This is a genomic window from Actinocorallia populi (genome assembly GCF_002995495.1).
GTDB lineage: Bacteria > Actinomycetota > Actinomycetes > Streptosporangiales > Streptosporangiaceae > Actinocorallia > Actinocorallia populi.
This window is the reverse complement of sequence record NZ_PVZV01000002.1, coordinates 234,375-250,109: the sequence shown is the minus strand read 5'-3', so window position 1 is coordinate 250,109 and position 15,735 is coordinate 234,375. Positions and strand designations below refer to the sequence as shown.

Here is a 15,735-nt window from a genome sequence, read left to right as displayed (position 1 = left end):
TGGCGTTCCCTTCAAGCTGAAGATGGATCAAGTACTCGCTGGCCGGGTACCGGGTACCGGCGGTCAGCGACCGTATTTCACGTAGACCAGGTAGACGGCGAGCCCGGCACCCATGATCAGCCCTATCGGCTTGAACAGGTCCCACCCGGACCACTCGCTCAACAGCCACCCGATTCCGCCCCAGATGGCCATCCCGGACAGCAGGTAGCTGGGGACGGACCAAGCGGCGTCGGCGAAGCTGGGGCCAGTCTCCCGTGGCGCTTCCGAATGCTCGCTCATCGCGCGCCGAACGATAGCAGGCCAGTCGAGGACTGGTCATATCGGAGTAGCCCTTCACGAGCCGCGCCCGGCACGGACTTCCCGCTCGCCGTCGGTGATGGGTTCGTCAATGTAAGGCCTTCGGGTCTGGAGGGTGGTCCTGAACTCGGCGACGATCCACACGACCGCGAGGGCCACGACCGTCCAGCCGAAGATCACCGTGTTCCACAGGGTGACGTCGCCGAGCGCCGAAATCAAGATCATCATGCCCAGCACCTTCACCACGTAACTGGTGATGCCGGCCAGCATGAGGGTCTGCGGGGAGATCTTCGAGGCCCAGGCGACCACGTACGCGCTGATGGAGAAGAACGCCACGACCACGACGGTCCCCAGCACGGCGCCCGCCGCACCCTTCGGCCCGCCGAAGAGCAGCCCCGCGAGCAGGGCCACGACGCCGGCGAGGGCGGTGGGCAGGGCGGCACCCTTGAAGATCGAAGCGCCTGAGTCCATGGAGGCTCCGGTTGGTCACGTAACGTGTTCGTCTCTACTTAGTGAAAGCTATCACAAGCGTCGAGAAGCCCGGCAATTACCCCTCGGGTAACGGTAGGGCGAACAGCTGCTTAAACCGGCTGCCGGGTGAAGGTATCGGTGTCGTCCGAAACGCGCTGCGCCGCCGCGGCGGCGGCCCTTCTGGCCATGATCCGGGGCACCCCGACCATGAGGACCGCACCCAGCGCGGCGACCAGGAGAGTGATTCCCACCACGAGGGCGAGCACGTCCGGCGAACCCGGGGGGACGAACGACATGGCGACCATGCAGGAGCCCACCAGGCCGACCCAGCCGTACATGATCAGCACGGACCTGCGGTGGGAGTGGCCCAGGCGCAGCAGCCGGTGGTGCAGGTGGTGCTTGTCGGGGGCGAAGGGCGAACGGCCCTGGTTGGTGCGGCGCCAGACGGCCAGCAGCATGTCGGCGTAGGGCACCACGACGACCATGGGGACGAGCAGCAGCGGCAGCCACAGCGGGAAGATCGAGTACTTCTTGACCAGCGCGGGGTCGAACAGCTCGATGAGCTGGATGGTGGCCGCCGACAGCAGGAGCCCGATGAGCATCGAGCCGGTGTCGCCCATGAAGATGCGGGCCGGGTGGAAGTTGTGCGCCAGGAAGCCGATGCAGACGCCCACCAGCACGCCGGCGATCATGGTGGGGCCGATGAGCAGCGGGATGTCGATGACGTCCGCGAGCCGGTAGGACAGCAGGAACAGGGCGAACGCCGCGATGCCCACGACGCCGGCGGCCAGGCCGTCCAGGCCGTCGATGAAGTTCACCGCGTTGATCGTCGCCACCACCACGAAGACCGTGAGCGGCACCCCGTACTGGGGGGGCAGGGCGAGCGAACCGCCGTCGGGCAGCGGGATCGTGGTGAGCCGGACCCCGTTCATGATCAGGATTCCGGAGGCGGCGACCTGCCCCGACAGCTTGGTCAGGGCGTCGATGTCCCACAGGTCGTCGGCGATGCCCAGCAGGACGATCAGCGCGCCGGCCAGGATCACCGCCTCGGCGGTCTTGGTCTCCTCGAAGACCTTCTGCATGTGCGGCAGGCTCTTGGCCATCACCAGGGCGCCCAGCAGCCCGCCGAACATCGCCAGGCCGCCCACCCGGGGCGTGGGGACGGAGTGCACGTCCCGCTCCCGCACCGGGGACTGCGCCCCGATGAGCAGGGCGAGCCGCTTGACCGGGGTGACCAGCAGGTAGGTGACGGTGATGCCGGTGAGGATGACCAGCAGGTATTCCCGCATTGCCCCGCCCCTCCGCCTCCGGACGCCGTCACCTTGTGAACTGTAAGACGGCCACCGGCCCCCGAAGGTTGCCTGCGGCCGTCCGACGATCAGCACACCTTACGCCCACCGAGGGGCACAGGAGGCCCTTACCCGGTGTGAAACATCCTGATCATCCCTTGATCAGTAGAGGACCTGGGGCTCGCCGCAGGTCGTCGGGACGAACACCAGCCTGCCGTCCACCTGGTCGTAGAGGCCGACACAGGACTGGTACAGCAGGTGGTCGGTGTAGGCCGAGTGCACCACCCGGCTGGTCCAGCGGCCCTTGAGGTCCTGGAGATTGGACAGCGCCCACTCCTCGGCGACGCTGGCGTCCGCGTTGGTGAACGCCACGATCGTGCCCGCGTACCGGCGGTCGGCCTTGTTGTCGCGGACGCGGAGGGTGAGCCGGGCATTGGTGCCGCCGGAGTCGTTGCGGTAGCCGGTGAAGTAGCCCCAGGTCTCGGTGTTGCCGTCGAGCTGGCCGGGGAGCTTCTTGTTGGTGAAGTGCGTCCAGCCCTTGGGGATGGCCCGCCTGGAGGACGCCAGGCCGTCGCGCAGCGCCTTTTTGTAGCGGCCGTCACGGACCACGCGCCGCTGGACGGCGACGCCGCCGGAGTCGGCGGTCCGGGCGTTCTGCGCGGGGTCGAGCGCCAGGTGCGGCCCCTCGGAGGCCGCGTAGACGATGGTCGTCGGACCGACCTTGTACTGGTACTTCTTGCCCTTCTTGCGCAGGAGCACCTCGCGCACCGCCAGGTATTCGGTGTACTTGGAGCTGAAGGACTTCTTGAACTTGAAGGTGTACCTGCCGTCGGCGGGGCCCTTCTTCGGCTTGGGTTTCGGCCGGGGCTTGACCGTGCTGCAGCTGCGGCATTCGGGCTGCTCGGAGCCCTTCGGCTCGACCGTGTTGCTGATCGGCGGCCCGGCGATGGTGCCGCTCTGGTTGGGGTTGGGGGTGCCGCGCCCGTTGCGGAGGTTCTTGGCGAGCGGGAAGTACAGGCCCGTGCCCTCCCCGTCCCATGCCTCCAGCGCGGCGAACTGGACGGCGGGCGTCCAGCCGTCCCGCTTCTTGTCGCGCACCTTGAACCTGACGGTGATCCTGTCGTGGGTCACCTGGTAGCTGCCGCTGGCCTCAATGTCGCGAAAGGCCTTGGCACGCCCGTTCTTGCTCTTGAAGCCCCCCTTCGCCACGGGCTTCGCCCGGGAGGAGGACGGGGCGGCCGCCTCCTCGGCCCCGGCGGGCACGGCGTGCGCCGCCATGCCCAGGACCAGCGAGCCCGCGGCGAGGCCCACCGTAGCGATACGTCTCATTCGGTCACTCCCCGTGCCTTTGTTAAGCGGTAGCCGGATTTTAGTGTTTCGTCCATGAATGCCATAGAACAATGGCGCGAAAGCTATCCGAATCACGATAAATTGAGCCACCGAAACGCGTCTTGAAAGTTGCGGAGAGGGGAACCGTGCGCTGGGCCAGGTGGGCGGTGACGGCGGTGACCTGCGCGGCAATCGCCGCGGGGTCCTGGGCGGCGACCCGCCCCGGCGGGCCGGCACCGGTCCCGCCTCCCTCCCCCGCGCCCACCGTCCCCCCGCTCCCCACCGCCTCGCCCCCGTCCCTCGACGGGGTGCCCGAGAGCATGCTCGGCCGCTGGCGGGGGAACGCGGAGGGGCCCGGCGGGACCTACGAACTGGATCTGGAGCTCACCCGGGGCGCCCTCGGTCAGCCCATCGGGGAGTCCGGAGTGGGTTCGGCCACCTGCCGGTTCAGCGTCGTCCTGGAGGGCGCCGAGCCGGACGCGATCCTCTTCAGCGAGAAGCTGGCGTCCGGCTCCGGCTGCCTGGGCTCGTCCGGCAGGCTCGCCCTGCACGGGGAGAGGCTGCGCTACAGCGCTCTCACCGAGGACGGGGACGTCGTGATGGGCGAGCTGCGCCGGGTCTGACCTCAGCCGAGGGAGTACACCCTCACCAGCCGGCTCTGCCCGCCCATCGCCAGGTACCGGCCGGCCGAAGCCAGGGACAGCACGTGATCGCCGCCGGCGCGCATCCGCAGGACGGACCTCTCCCCGTAGCCCTCGGTGTCCCACAGCCGCACGGCGCCGTCCCAGCCGGCGCTCACCAGCGTCCGGCCGTCCGGGGCGAAGGCCACCGCCGAGACGTAGTCGCGGTGCTCCTTGCGCACGTGCCGCTCCTCGCGCTCCGCCACGTCCCAGATCCGGACCGTGTGGTCCTGGCTCCCGCTGGCCAGGGTCCGGCCGTCCGGGGCGAAGGCCACCGCCGTCACGACCGCGCGGTGGCCGTCCAGCCTGGCCCGCTCCTCGCGCTCCGCCACGTCCCACAGCCGCACGGCCTCGTCCCAGCCGCCGCTGGCGAGCGTCCGTCCGTCGGGGCTGAAGGCCAGCGACCACACGTCGTCGTCGTGGCCTTCGAGTTCGGCCACCTGCCGGCGGGTCGCGGTGTCCCAGAGCCGGACGACGTCGTCGTCCCCGGCCGAGGCGAGGAGTCTCCCGTCGGGGGCGAACGCCACCGCCCGTACGGCGGCCTCATGCCCGTCCAGCACCGCGATCCGGCTGCGTGACGCCGTCTCCCAGAGCCAGACCGTGCTGTCCCCCCCTCCCGCCGCCAGCAGCGTGCCGCCGGGCCCGAAGGCGAGGGTGGTGACCGGGGAGGGGCCCTCCAGGCGGCCGGTCTCCGCCTGCCGCACCGGATCCCACAACCGCACCGGGTCCCCGTCGCTGCCGGTCGCCAGGACCGTCCCCTCCCCCGCGAAGGCCAGCGCCCGCACCGCGCCGCTCAGCCCCTGGGAGAGCGGCGCCCCCGCCGGGGGCTTCGGCGCGGGCCCCCCTCCCCCGTCGCCGCGGGCGAGGTTCACCCCGGCGGGGAGCGCCGCGCTCAGCACGGCCAGCCCGGCGAGGACGCCGAGGTCCCTGCGGCTCCACATGCGGGGCCGTGCCGGCGCCGGAAGCCGGGCAGACGCCGCCTGGGAGTCCTGCGAGGGCGGCGTGGGGGGCGCCGCGGCCTCCGTGGAGACGGCCTGAGGAGGCACCGCTCCCCCGCTCGGCGGCGTCCAGACCTGGGCCGGCTCGGCGGGGGCGGGAGGCGGGGCGGGGGCCGCCCGGACGGCGGGCGGCTCCGCGGCCGGCTCCTCCAGCCGTTCCAGCAGCGGGACGAGCTCGGACAGGCCCGGACGCTCCGCCGGGTCCCTGCGCAGGATCCGCATCACCAGGTCGATGAGCGGCCCGGTGGTGCGCGGAGGTCTCGGCCCGCCGGTGATGAGCGCGGTGAGCGCCTCCACGTAGGTGGCGCCGGGGAAGGGCGGCCTGCCCTCGACCGCGGAGTAGAGGGTCGCCCCCAGCGACCACACGTCGGCGGCCGGGCTCACCTCGGCGGTCTCGGCCTGCTCGGGCGCCATGTAGGCGGGGGTGCCCATGATCGCCCCGGCCGCGGTCAGCGTGGCGTCGCCGACCAGGTGGGCGATGCCGAAGTCGGTGATGACCACCCGCTCCCCGTGCAGCAGCACGTTCTGCGGCTTCAGGTCGCGGTGGACGATGCCCGCGCCGTGCGCGACGAGCAGCGCCTCGGCCACGACCCGGCCGACCCGCGCGGCCCGGTGCGGCGGCAGCGGCCCGTCCAGCCCGACGGCCTCGGCCAGGGAGCGGCCGGGCAGGTACTCCATGACCAGGAACGGCGCGTCCCGGTGGATGACGATGTCGTGCATCGTGATGATGCCCGGATGGCTGAGCCTGGCGGCCGAGCGGCCCTCCCGGACCGCCCTGCGGTTGAGCCGCTCGCGCTCCTCGCCCCGCACCCCGGACGGCAGCAGCACCTCCTTGACCGCCACCTCGCGATCCAGCCGCTCGTCCAGGGCCCGCCACACCCGCCCCATGCCGCCGACCCCCACCACCGACAGCAGCCGGTAGCGCCCGGCGACCAGATCATCCGCCTTGTTCCCCGTGTGCTCCGCGTTCTCGGCCACCCGCGGCACGATAGCGGCGAAAAAGACGAACGGCCCGGATGATGGAGCATCCGGGCCGTACGACCGTGCGGCGCCGCACGGTCGGCCACCGTCAGAAGACCTTCTTCCAGGCCCCCACGATGGGCTGCTTCTTCTTCGTGCTGATCGCCAGCTCGCGCACCTTGAGGTGGGTGCCCCGGAGGGTCTTGAACTTGCCCTCCGGCTTGTTCCACGAGGGGACGGTGGCCTGGCCGTCGATCGGCGTGCGGCCGGGCTCGCGGAAGATGCCGATGGGGTCGGTCGCGGTCCACTTGCCGTTGTTGTAGACGAGGAACTGCACGCCGGGGGTCCAGCCGTTCCTGGCCTTGTCGGTGATCCGGCCCCTGATCACGATCTTCTTGCCGGAACGGGTGTACCTGCCTCCGGCGTGGACCGCCTTGAGCTCCTTCATCCCCGCGAAGGTCGACCACTTCTTGGTCACCTTCTTCGGGGCGGCGCTGGCGGGGACCGCAGTGAGGCCGACGCCGGCACCCAGGGTGACGACGGTCATGGCAACCGCAGCTGTACGCCGCATAGTGATCACTCCCTGATGGTTCTTCCTGATAGGTGAGGGACTGTAGCGGTTCGATGAAGATCATCTTTATTGCCCGCATATGGAGTGATTCGCTAAGGCAGAAATCCGACTTACCGAAGAACCGAATGGGGGTTTTCCTCGTCCAAGTCCGGATGCGCAACTCTCGGAGCAGAACCCCCGCACGCCCGGAAACCGCCTTCGAGCTGGGGCGATGCGGCAGAGTTCCGATAGAACCCCACCATCCGCATGGTTGCATGTGATCTTGGACACATTTCTTGAGAAAAAGCGTGGATTGCCCGAAAGGGGGATTGGCCATTCCGCTGCGTCCGCGAGAGACTGCACGCGGTGATGAGTCTCCGGCGATCCGCCCCCATCGGGGGGATGACCTTCTGCGCGCTGCTGATGCTGGCGCTCCTGCCGTTCCTGCTGGGCGGCGCACACGCGCCCGGGGGTTCCGTCCCCTCCTACGACGCGGTGGTGACCGTGCGCGAGGGCGGCACCGTCCACGTGCGCGAGGCCTTCACCTTCGACTACCTCGGCACCCATGACCACGGTCTGGTGCGCGGCGTCCGCCGGCGCGACGGCGACCGCCTCTACCGGATGCGCGGCCTGACGGTCGCGAGCACGACGGGCGCCCCGGTCGGCGTGGAGACGGCGGACTTCCTCCACCGGCGCAGCATCGTGATCGGCGCGGGCAGGCCCGTCTCCGGCCGCCATTCCTACGTGCTGAGCTACGAGCTGCTGGACGTCCTCACCCCGGGGGCCGAGCGCGACGAGCTCGTCTGGGAGCCGCTGGACCCCGGCTGGCCCGTACCGGTGGAGAAGGCCTCCGTGCGGATCGAGGGGCCCGCCTCGTTCACCTCCGGCTGCCTGGCCGGGGCCCCCGGAGCGATCACGCACTGCGGCCGGTGGCAGGCCGGGCCGACCGCGGTGGAGTTCCGCCAGGACGGCCTTCGCCCCCATGAGGGCATGAAGGTACGCGCCGCGTTCCCCCGGGGCGTCCTGGGCCCGCTGACGCCCCGCTACGCGCCCTCGCACCTGGCCTTCACGCCCTGGGGCTGGATGGCGCTGCTGCTGGCCTTCCCGCTGGTCCTGGTGGCCCGCTACCGCACTCCGGGATGGCTGCGCCGCGGCCTGCTCGCCGCGGGCGCCTGCGTCGTGCTGTGGGACCTGCTGGCCGAGACGGCGTCCGGCGGGTTCGGCCTGCTGTCGGTGGGCGACCCGCTGCTGGGCGGGGCGGGGCTGCTGATCCTGGGCGGCCTGGCCGCCCGCCGCCCGGCGCTGCGCCGGGGCTGAGCCCTAGCGCTCGGGGCCGTCCTTCTTCTCCCACCAGGGCTCGGCCGGCACCTCGGGCGGCACGGGGCCGTCCGCGGCGTCCTTGTCGTCCGGCGCGTCCTCGCCGTCGGCCGGCTCCCGCACCGAAGCCGCGTCCTTCTCGAAGGCCACCGGCCGCCCCGCCTCGCCGCCGTCCTCGTCGTCCAGGTGGAGCAGCGCCGACGGGTCGTCCTCGTCCTCGTCGTCGCCCAGGTCCTCGTCGCGCAGCAGCACCCCGCAGACCGCGCGGATCTTGTCCTCGCGGATCGCGCCGCGCCGCAGCAGCTTGGGCAGCGAACCGGTGAGGTCCACGATCGAGGAGGCCCTGCCCTCCCCCGCGGGGCCGCCGTCGAGGTAGACCGCGACGCTCTCGCCCAGCATCTCCTCGGCCTCGGCCGCGGTGCGGGCGGCCGGCGAGCCGCTCAGGTTCGCGCTGGAGACCGCCAGGGGGCCGGTCTCCTTGAGCAGTTCCAGCGCCAGGTCGTGCAGCGGCATCCGCACCGCCACGGTGCCCTTGGTCTCGCCCAGGTTCCACGACAGGCTCGGGTTGGCCTGGCAGACGACGGTCAGCGCGCCCGGCCAGAACTCGTCGATGAGGTCCTGTCCGTAGGGGCCCAGGTCCTCGATCAGCGCGGTGGCCGCGCGCACCGAGCCGACCAGGACCGGCGGCGGCATGTCCCGGCCCCGCCCCTTGGCGTCCAGCAGCCTCTGCACCGCCGGGGGCGTGAAGGCGTCGGCGGCGATGCCGTAGACGGTGTCGGTGGGGAGGACGACGAGCTCCCCCCTGCGCAGGCAGGAGGCCGCGTCCGCGATCCCCCGGACGCGCTCGAGGGGGTCCGAACAGTCGTAGTGCCGGCTCATGCGGGTGCTACTCCGTGGTCAGGCGGGCCGTGACGAACCGGTCCCGGTCGGTGAGATCACGACGGTTGCGCTGGTCGCGCCAGCCGTTCTCCTCGGCGAAGATCCAGTAGACGGGGGCGCCCTGCAGGTCGCTGTGCTCGACCGCCACGAAACCGCCGGGCCGCAGCAGCCTGCGCGCGGTGCGCTCGACCACGCGGACGGCGTCCAGGCCGTCGTCCCCGCCGCCCCACAGGGCCGCGGCGGGATCGTGGTCGCGCACGTCGCGCGGCACGTACTCCCACTCGCTCATCGGGATGTAGGGCGGGTTGCTGACCACGAGGTCGACCAGGCCGTCGAGCTCGTGCAGCGCCCCGGCGAAGTCGGTGTGGTGCAGGGTGACCTGGCCGCGCTCGTCCAGGTTCTCGATGTTGCGGGCCGCCCACCGGTGGGCGTCGGCGTCGAGCTCGACGGCGTGGACGCGGGCCTGGGGGACCTCCTGGGCGACCGACAGCGCGATCGCGGCGGAGCCGGTGCCCAGGTCGACCACGACCGGGTCGGCGACGTCCATCTCGCGCAGGGTGTCGATGGCCCAGCCGGCGACGACCTCGGTCTCCGGGCGGGGGACGAACACCCCGGGCCCCACCGACAGCTCCAGGTAGCGGAAGAAGGCGCGGCCGGTGATGTGCTGCAGCGGTTCCCCGGCCTCCCGCCGGGCGATGCCCTCCCAGTAGCGCGCGTCGAAGGCGCTGTCGGGCAGGTTGTGCAGCTCGCCGCGGCCCACCCCGTGCACCGCGGCCGCCAGCTCCTCGGCGTCGGCGCGCGGCGAGGCGACACCGGCTTCGGCCAGCCGTGCCGTCGCGCGCGCGATCTCGTCGAGAAGCAAGTTCATTACTGCTGAATTTCGTCCAGCCTGCGTTCCATGTCCGCGTCGACCAGCGCCTGGATCACGGCCTGCAGGTCTCCGTCCATCACCTGGTCGAGGTTATACGCCTTGAAGCCCACGCGGTGGTCGGAGATGCGGTTCTCCGGGAAGTTGTAGGTGCGGATGCGCTCGGAGCGGTCGACCGTGCGCACCTGGGCCTTGCGCTCGGCGGACGCGGCGGCGTCCGCCTCCTCCTGCGCGACGGCCAGCAGCCGGGAGCGCAGGACGCGCAGCGCCGACTCCTTGTTCTGCAGCTGGCTCTTCTCGTTCTGGCACTGCACGACCGTGCCGGTGGGGATGTGGGTGATCCGCACGGCCGAGTCGGTGGTGTTGACCGACTGGCCGCCGGGGCCGCCGGAGCGGAAGACGTCGACGCGCAGGTCGTTCGGGTCGATCTGGATGTCGATCTCCTCGGCCTCGGGCGTGACCAGCACCCCGGCCGCCGAGGTGTGGATGCGGCCCTGGGACTCGGTGACCGGCACCCGCTGCACGCGGTGCACGCCGCCCTCCCACTTCAGCCGCGACCAGGCGCCCTCCTTGGCCTTCACGGCCATGGTGACGCTCTTGTAGCCGCCCAGGTCCGACAGCTGGGAGTCGATGACCTCGGTCTTCCACCCGGCGCGCTCGGCGTAGCGGCTGTACATGCGCAGGAGGTCGCCGGCGAACAGGGCGGACTCCTCGCCGCCCTCCCCCGCCTTGATCTCGACGATCACGTCCTTGTCGTCGTTGGGGTCGCGCGGCACCAGCAGGCGCTTGAGGCGCTCGCCCAGCTCGGCGATCTGCTTCTCCAGCGCGTCCGCCTCCTCGGCGAACGCCCTGTCCTCGGCGGCCAGCTCCCGGGCGGTGCCCAGGTCGTCCTCGGCCGCCTCCAGCTCCTTGTACGTCTCGACGATCGGGCGCAGGTGGGCGTAGCGCTTGCTCAGCTCGCGCGCCTTCTTCTGGTCGGCGTGGACGGCCGGGTCACCGAGCGCCTGCTCGATGTCGGCGTACTCGCGCAGGAAGTCGTCGAGGTCGAAGTTCACTGTGTGCTCTCTTCAGGCAACGGGCCGTGCGGACGGGGGGACAGAAGCCGAGCCCGGCCGCGGGAACGCCTTCGCGATCCGCGGCCGGGCTCGCCGTCCGCCTACTTGTCCGCGGCCTTCTTCTTGCCGAAGCGCGCCTCGAAGCGGGCCACGCGGCCGCCGGTGTCGAGGAGCTTCTGCTTGCCCGTGTAGAACGGGTGGCACTGGGAGCACACGTCGGAGCGGATGACGCCGCTCTCCACGGTGCTGCGGGTCTTGAACGTCGCGCCGCACGTACAGGTCACCTCGGTGACCACGTAGTTCGGGTGGATGTCAGGCTTCATGGGATGATCTCCTTCGAGACGGCACCGGGTCGGCCGCGCGATGGCGGGCCGTGAACCGGAGCCTTGGGCCTTTCAAGTATGCCGGATACCAGAACGTGCCGGGACCGGGCGCTATTCCCTGCCCCTGAGGTAGGCCAGCACCGCCCGCACCCGGCGGTGGGCGTCCTGGGAGTTCTCCAGCCCCAGCTTGAGGAAGATCCGGGAGATGTGCTTCTCCACCGCGCCCTCGCCGACCACCAGCCGGCGGGCGAGCCCCGCGTTCGACAGGCCCTCGGCCATCAGGGCCAGGACCTCCCGCTCCCGCGGGGTCAGGGGGTCCAGGGTCCTGCGGCCCAGCAGCTGGGAGATCACCTCCGGGTCGATGACCGTGCCGCCCGCGGCGACCCGCCGGACCGCGTCGGTGAACTCCGCCACGTCCGACACCCGCTCCTTGAGCAGGTAGCCCACGCCGCGCGCGCCGCCGCCGAGCAGCTCGGCGGCGTACTGCTCCTCCACGTACTGCGAGAGCACCAGGACGGGCACGGGCCGCACGGCCAGCGCCGCGCGCAGCCCCTCGTCGGTGAAGCCCGGCGGCATCCGCACGTCGACGATCGCCAGGTCGGGCCGGTGCTCGGCGACCAGCGCCACCAGCCCCTCCCCGTCGCCGGCCGCCCCGACGGTCTCGATGCCCTCGTCGGCGAGCAGCCGGGACAGGCCCTCGCGCAGCAGTACGGAGTCCTCGGCGATCACGATGCGCATGGAACCCATTTCACCAGCTACAGGGCAGAACCGCCCGCACCACCGTGGGACCCCCCGGCGGGCTGTCCACGGTCAGCGTCCCGTCGATGGTCGCCGCACGGTCGGCCAGCCCCGCCAGCCCTCCTCCGGGCTGGACCGCGGCGCCCCCGACGCCGTCGTCCCGCACCTCGACGACGACCTCGTCCCGGTCCCTGCGCGCCTCGACCACCACCTCGGACGCCCTGGCGTACTTGCCGGCGTTGGTCAGCGCCTCGGCCACCGTGAAGTAGGCGATCGACTCCACCGCCGCCGGGGGCCGCTCCGCCAGGCGGACGTCCAGCCGCACCGGGACCGGCGAGCGCGCCGCCAGCGCGGACAGGGCGGCGTCCAGCCCGCGGTCGGTGAGGATCGCCGGGTAGATGCCGCGGGCGAGCTGCCGCAGCTCGGTGATCGCCGCGCGGGCCCCGGTGTGCGCCTGGTCGATCAGCTGCCGGGCGCCCTCGGGGTCGGCGTCCAGCTTGCTCCTGGCCCGCCCGATGTCCATCGCCACGGCCAGCAGCTGCTGCTGCGCCCCGTCGTGCAGGTCCCGCTCGATCCGCCGCCGCTCGGCCTCCGCGGCGTCCACGCCGCGCGCCCGGCTGGCCTGCAGCCGCGACGCCCTCGCCCGCAGCTCCTGCTTCTCCGACGGGCCGAGCAGCGCCCTGGCGAGCAGGAGGTGGACGGCGCCCACGGCCTTGACCGCGTACAGGCCCAGGAACACCCCGAAGACGCCCACGACGCTGTACGGCAGGCCCTCGTACCAGCTGTCCACCTCGGGCTGGTACGGCCCGATGTCGGGGACGAACCCCTCGTCCCACTGCCCGAACACGGGGGCGAACAGGAACGCCGCGATCACCGACCACATCACGGCGAACCCGACGAAGTAGCAGAAGGCCAAGGGGATCCGGATGAGCTGGAAGGCCAGGTCCTTCCAGGTGGCCGGGTCGCCGAGGATCGCCCCGCCCTTCTTCAGCAGCCCGTCCTGCGGGAGCGGGCGGTAGGGGTCGGGGATGCGGGAGCCGGACGCGAGGCCGATCAGCCTCCGGTCGAGCATCGATCCGCCGCGCAGCGCCAGCAGCAGCAGCGCCCACAGCGGCAGACCGATCCAGATGATCGTGGTCGCGGCCGCCAGCGGCACCCCCGCGCACAGCAGGAGGAACCAGCCCAGGCCCAGCGGCCCGTTCAACGGAAGGTAGACGGCGGTCTTCCACGCCGCGGGATCTCTGATCAGCCGCAGCGGCGTCGGCACCTCCACGGAGAAACGCACGCCCGGCGGCGTGTCCTCTGCGGCCGCACTCCCGCCCGGCAACGCGTGCTTCGCCCGCTCCGGCTCGTTCGGCTCTGTCATCTCAGGGGGCCTTCCTCTCCTCGTCCTCCAAGGCTCCCGGACCGGCCCCTCGCGGACCATCCCGCGACCCTCCCTCCCGAAGGTGGGGAAAACCCCCTCCCGCCGCACCCCGGGAGAACACGACCCGCCCCGAGAGGGGCGGCGAGCCCCGCCGACAGACCGCAGAGCGCCGTATCCGGCAGACGAAAGCCCCCAGACGGCGGCAGACGGAAGCCTCGAATACCGATACCAGACAACGGCAAGGCAGCCCGACCCGAAAGGCGGAGAAACCCTCCGGCCAGCCGGAGGGCACCGCGTCCGGCTGGCCGGAAGCGCCCAGGTGGCGGCAGGCGGAAGGCGACGGGCGCGAGGGCGGGGCTTGCGGATGGCGGTGGGTGAAGGCGCCCGGACAGCGGCAGGGCCCGCACGGGATGCGTGCGGGCCCTGCCGTCGAGGCCTCGGTCAGGCGTCAGGTGATCAGTCGTGCGCGACGGTGGTCTTCTGGACCTGGAGCAGGAACTCCGCGTTCGACTTGGTCTCCTTCATCTTCTCCAGCAGCAGCTCGAGGGCCTGCTGGGTGTCGAGGGCGTGCAGCACCCGGCGCAGCGACCAGACCACCCGCAGCTCCTCGGGGGCCATGAGGATCTCCTCCTTGCGGGTGCTGGAGGCGTCCACGTCCACCGCGGGGAAGATGCGCTTGTCGGCGAGCTGGCGGCTGAGCTTGAGCTCCATGTTGCCGGTGCCCTTGAACTCCTCGAAGATCACCTCGTCCATCCGCGAGCCGGTCTCCACCAGCGCGGTGGCCAGGATGGTCAGCGAGCCGCCGTTCTCGATGTTGCGGGCCGCGCCGAAGAACCGCTTGGGCGGGTACAGCGCGGTGGAGTCCACACCACCGGACAGGATGCGGCCCGAGGCGGGGGCCGCCAGGTTGTAGGCGCGGCCCAGCCGGGTGATGGAGTCCAGCAGCACGACCACGTCGTGGCCCAGCTCCACCAGCCGCTTGGCGCGCTCGATGGCGAGCTCGGCGACGGTGGTGTGGTCCTCGGCGGGACGGTCGAAGGTCGAGTGGATGACCTCGCCCTTGACCGACCGCTGCATGTCGGTGACCTCTTCGGGCCGCTCGTCCACCAGCACGACCATCAGGTGGCACTCGGGGTTGTTCTTGGTGATCGCGTTGGCGATCGACTGCATCACCATCGTCTTGCCGGCCTTGGGCGGCGAGACGATCAGGCCGCGCTGGCCCTTGCCGATCGGGCTGACCAGGTCGATGATCCGGGTGGTCAGGATGCCCGGGTCGGTCTCCAGGCGCAGCCGCTCCTGCGGGTACAGCGGGGTGAGCTTGGAGAACTCCACCCGGCCGCGGGCCTGGTCGGGCTCCATGCCGTTGACGGTGTCGAGGCGGACCAGCGCGTTGAACTTCTCGCGCCGCTCTCCCTCGCGGGCCTGGCGGACCGCGCCGGTGATCACGTCGCCCTTGCGCAGGCCGTTCTTGCGGACCTGGGCCAGCGAGACGTACACGTCGTTGGGGCCCGGCAGGTAGCCGGTGGTGCGCACGAACGCGTAGTTGTCGAGGATGTCGAGGATGCCGGCGACCGGGATCAGCACGTCGTCGTCGGAGACGACCGGCTCGGCCTCGTAGCGCTCGCGGCCGGTGCCCCGGCCCCGGTTGCGCTCACGGAACCGGCGGCCCCTGCGGCCACCGCGCTCGTCGTCGTGCTCGCCGCCCTGCTGGCCGCCGCGGTCACCGCGGTCGCCCTGCTGGCCGCGGTCACCACGGTCGCCGCGGTCACCACGGTCGCCGCGGTCACCGCGCTCGTTCTGGCCGCCGCGGTCACCCCGGTCCCCGCGCTCGCCGCGGTCACCGCGGTCGCCACGCTCGCCGCGGTCCCGCTGGCGGTCGCCGCGCTCACGGCCGTTGCGGCTGCGCTGGCGGCCCTCGCGCTGCTGGCCGCCACCGCCCTCGCTCTGCTGCTCCTCGGCGGGCTTCTCCGCCGCGGGCCGACTCTCGGCCTGCTCCTCGGCGGCCTCCTCGCGCTGCGCGGCGCGGCCGCGCCGGGTGCGCTCGGGACGCTCCGCCCTGGCCGGCTGCTCGGGAGCCTGCTCGGCGGGCTTCTCGGCCTTGTCCGCCTTCTCGGCGGCCGGGGCCTCGGCCTTGTTCTCGGGCTTGCTCTCCGCCTTGGCCTCGGCGGCCTTCGCCGGGGTCCTGGCCGTGGTCCTGGCGGCGCTCTCGGGCTTGGCCTCGGCCTTGGCGGCGGCCCCCTGCGCGCCCGCGGCCGCGCCGCCCTGCTTCTCCTGAATGGCAGCGATGAGCTGGCTCTTGCGCATCCCCGTGGTGCCGCTGATGCCCAGCTGGGAGGCGAGGGTCTTCAGCTCGGGGAGCACCATGGCCGACAGTCCGGTGCCCCGGCGGGCGCGCTTCGGCGCGGGCTTTTCGCCCGTCGCTTCGTTCAGCAGTTCGCTGGATTCGCTCACAAAGGGTCCTTCCCAGGGAGCGGGTGTGGGCCGGATGAGGCCGATCTACCCGATGGTTCGCTTCGGCGGGGGCGCCGAACGCGGCGATCGTTTTCCAGACCGCCTGAGAGAATTTCTGAATACAGCCAGATGATCGCGTACTCGTCCCCTGCCCCGAGGGAATC

At 71.8% G+C, this 15,735-nt stretch carries 15 protein-coding genes; 2 read left to right on the top strand and 13 right to left on the bottom strand.

Annotation, left to right across the window (positions count from 1 at the left end):
- Positions 1-63: 63 nt before the first annotated feature.
- The 4 genes from C2865_RS08025 to C2865_RS08010 form a co-directional block, all read right to left on the bottom strand.
- Entirely contained in the window at positions 64-279 is a 216-nt protein-coding gene (locus tag C2865_RS08025) for a hypothetical protein (protein WP_106397728.1), read from the bottom strand.
- A 54-nt stretch (positions 280-333) separates the two neighbouring features.
- A complete protein-coding gene (locus C2865_RS08020; RefSeq protein ID WP_106397727.1) occupies positions 334-768 on the bottom strand; it encodes a Cg1360 family ATP-synthase-associated protein in 435 nt (144 codons plus the stop codon).
- Between the two features lie 110 nt (positions 769-878).
- On the bottom strand, positions 879-2,057 hold the full coding sequence (locus C2865_RS08015) for an MraY family glycosyltransferase (protein ID WP_106397726.1): 1,179 nt from the start codon (positions 2,055-2,057) through the stop codon (positions 879-881).
- A 162-nt stretch (positions 2,058-2,219) separates the two neighbouring features.
- Positions 2,220-3,386 (bottom strand): hypothetical protein, encoded by a 1,167-nt coding sequence (locus C2865_RS08010; RefSeq protein WP_157963618.1) that lies wholly within the window; start codon positions 3,384-3,386, stop codon positions 2,220-2,222.
- A gap of 146 nt (positions 3,387-3,532) precedes the next feature.
- Between C2865_RS08010 and C2865_RS08005 the strand changes: the two genes are divergently transcribed.
- Entirely contained in the window at positions 3,533-4,009 is a 477-nt protein-coding gene (locus C2865_RS08005) for a hypothetical protein (protein ID WP_106397724.1), read from the top strand.
- Positions 4,010-4,011: 2 nt separating this feature from the next.
- Here C2865_RS08005 and C2865_RS08000 read toward each other — a convergent pair whose 3' ends face one another.
- Together C2865_RS08000 and C2865_RS07995 are read right to left on the bottom strand one after the other, a co-directional pair.
- A complete protein-coding gene (locus tag C2865_RS08000) occupies positions 4,012-6,042 on the bottom strand; it encodes a WD40 repeat domain-containing serine/threonine protein kinase (RefSeq protein WP_106397723.1) in 2,031 nt (676 codons plus the stop codon).
- A gap of 91 nt (positions 6,043-6,133) precedes the next feature.
- Complete coding sequence (locus tag C2865_RS07995; RefSeq protein WP_106397722.1) at positions 6,134-6,571, bottom strand: hypothetical protein; 438 nt, start codon at positions 6,569-6,571, stop codon at positions 6,134-6,136.
- A gap of 372 nt (positions 6,572-6,943) precedes the next feature.
- Here C2865_RS07995 and C2865_RS07990 point away from each other — a divergent pair, with 372 nt between their 5' ends.
- Entirely contained in the window at positions 6,944-7,891 is a 948-nt protein-coding gene (locus tag C2865_RS07990; protein ID WP_106397721.1) for a DUF2207 domain-containing protein, read from the top strand.
- Positions 7,892-7,894: 3 nt separating this feature from the next.
- On the opposite strand, the gene C2865_RS07985 is transcribed toward C2865_RS07990, so the two are convergent.
- From C2865_RS07985 to rho, 7 genes are all read right to left on the bottom strand, one after another.
- Positions 7,895-8,770 carry an L-threonylcarbamoyladenylate synthase gene (locus C2865_RS07985; protein WP_106397720.1) on the bottom strand — a complete coding sequence of 292 codons (876 nt, stop codon included), beginning with the start codon at positions 8,768-8,770 and terminating at the stop codon, positions 7,895-7,897.
- A gap of 7 nt (positions 8,771-8,777) precedes the next feature.
- Complete coding sequence (gene prmC, locus C2865_RS07980) at positions 8,778-9,638, bottom strand: peptide chain release factor N(5)-glutamine methyltransferase (RefSeq protein ID WP_106397719.1); 861 nt, start codon at positions 9,636-9,638, stop codon at positions 8,778-8,780.
- Positions 9,638-10,693: a peptide chain release factor 1 gene (gene prfA / locus C2865_RS07975; protein WP_106397718.1), complete on the bottom strand. Its 1,056-nt coding sequence runs from the start codon at positions 10,691-10,693 to the stop codon at positions 9,638-9,640. Before prfA ends, prmC begins: the two co-directional genes overlap by 1 nt.
- A gap of 101 nt (positions 10,694-10,794) precedes the next feature.
- Positions 10,795-11,016 carry a 50S ribosomal protein L31 gene (gene rpmE / locus C2865_RS07970; RefSeq protein ID WP_106397717.1) on the bottom strand — a complete coding sequence of 74 codons (222 nt, stop codon included), beginning with the start codon at positions 11,014-11,016 and terminating at the stop codon, positions 10,795-10,797.
- Between the two features lie 111 nt (positions 11,017-11,127).
- Positions 11,128-11,754: a response regulator transcription factor gene (locus C2865_RS07965; RefSeq protein ID WP_106398625.1), complete on the bottom strand. Its 627-nt coding sequence runs from the start codon at positions 11,752-11,754 to the stop codon at positions 11,128-11,130.
- A 10-nt stretch (positions 11,755-11,764) separates the two neighbouring features.
- Positions 11,765-13,120, bottom strand: coding sequence for a sensor histidine kinase (locus C2865_RS07960; protein ID WP_106397716.1), 1,356 nt, complete (start codon positions 13,118-13,120; stop codon positions 11,765-11,767).
- Between the two features lie 456 nt (positions 13,121-13,576).
- A complete protein-coding gene (gene rho / locus C2865_RS07955; protein WP_106397715.1) occupies positions 13,577-15,571 on the bottom strand; it encodes a transcription termination factor Rho in 1,995 nt (664 codons plus the stop codon).
- Positions 15,572-15,735 lie beyond the last annotated feature (164 nt).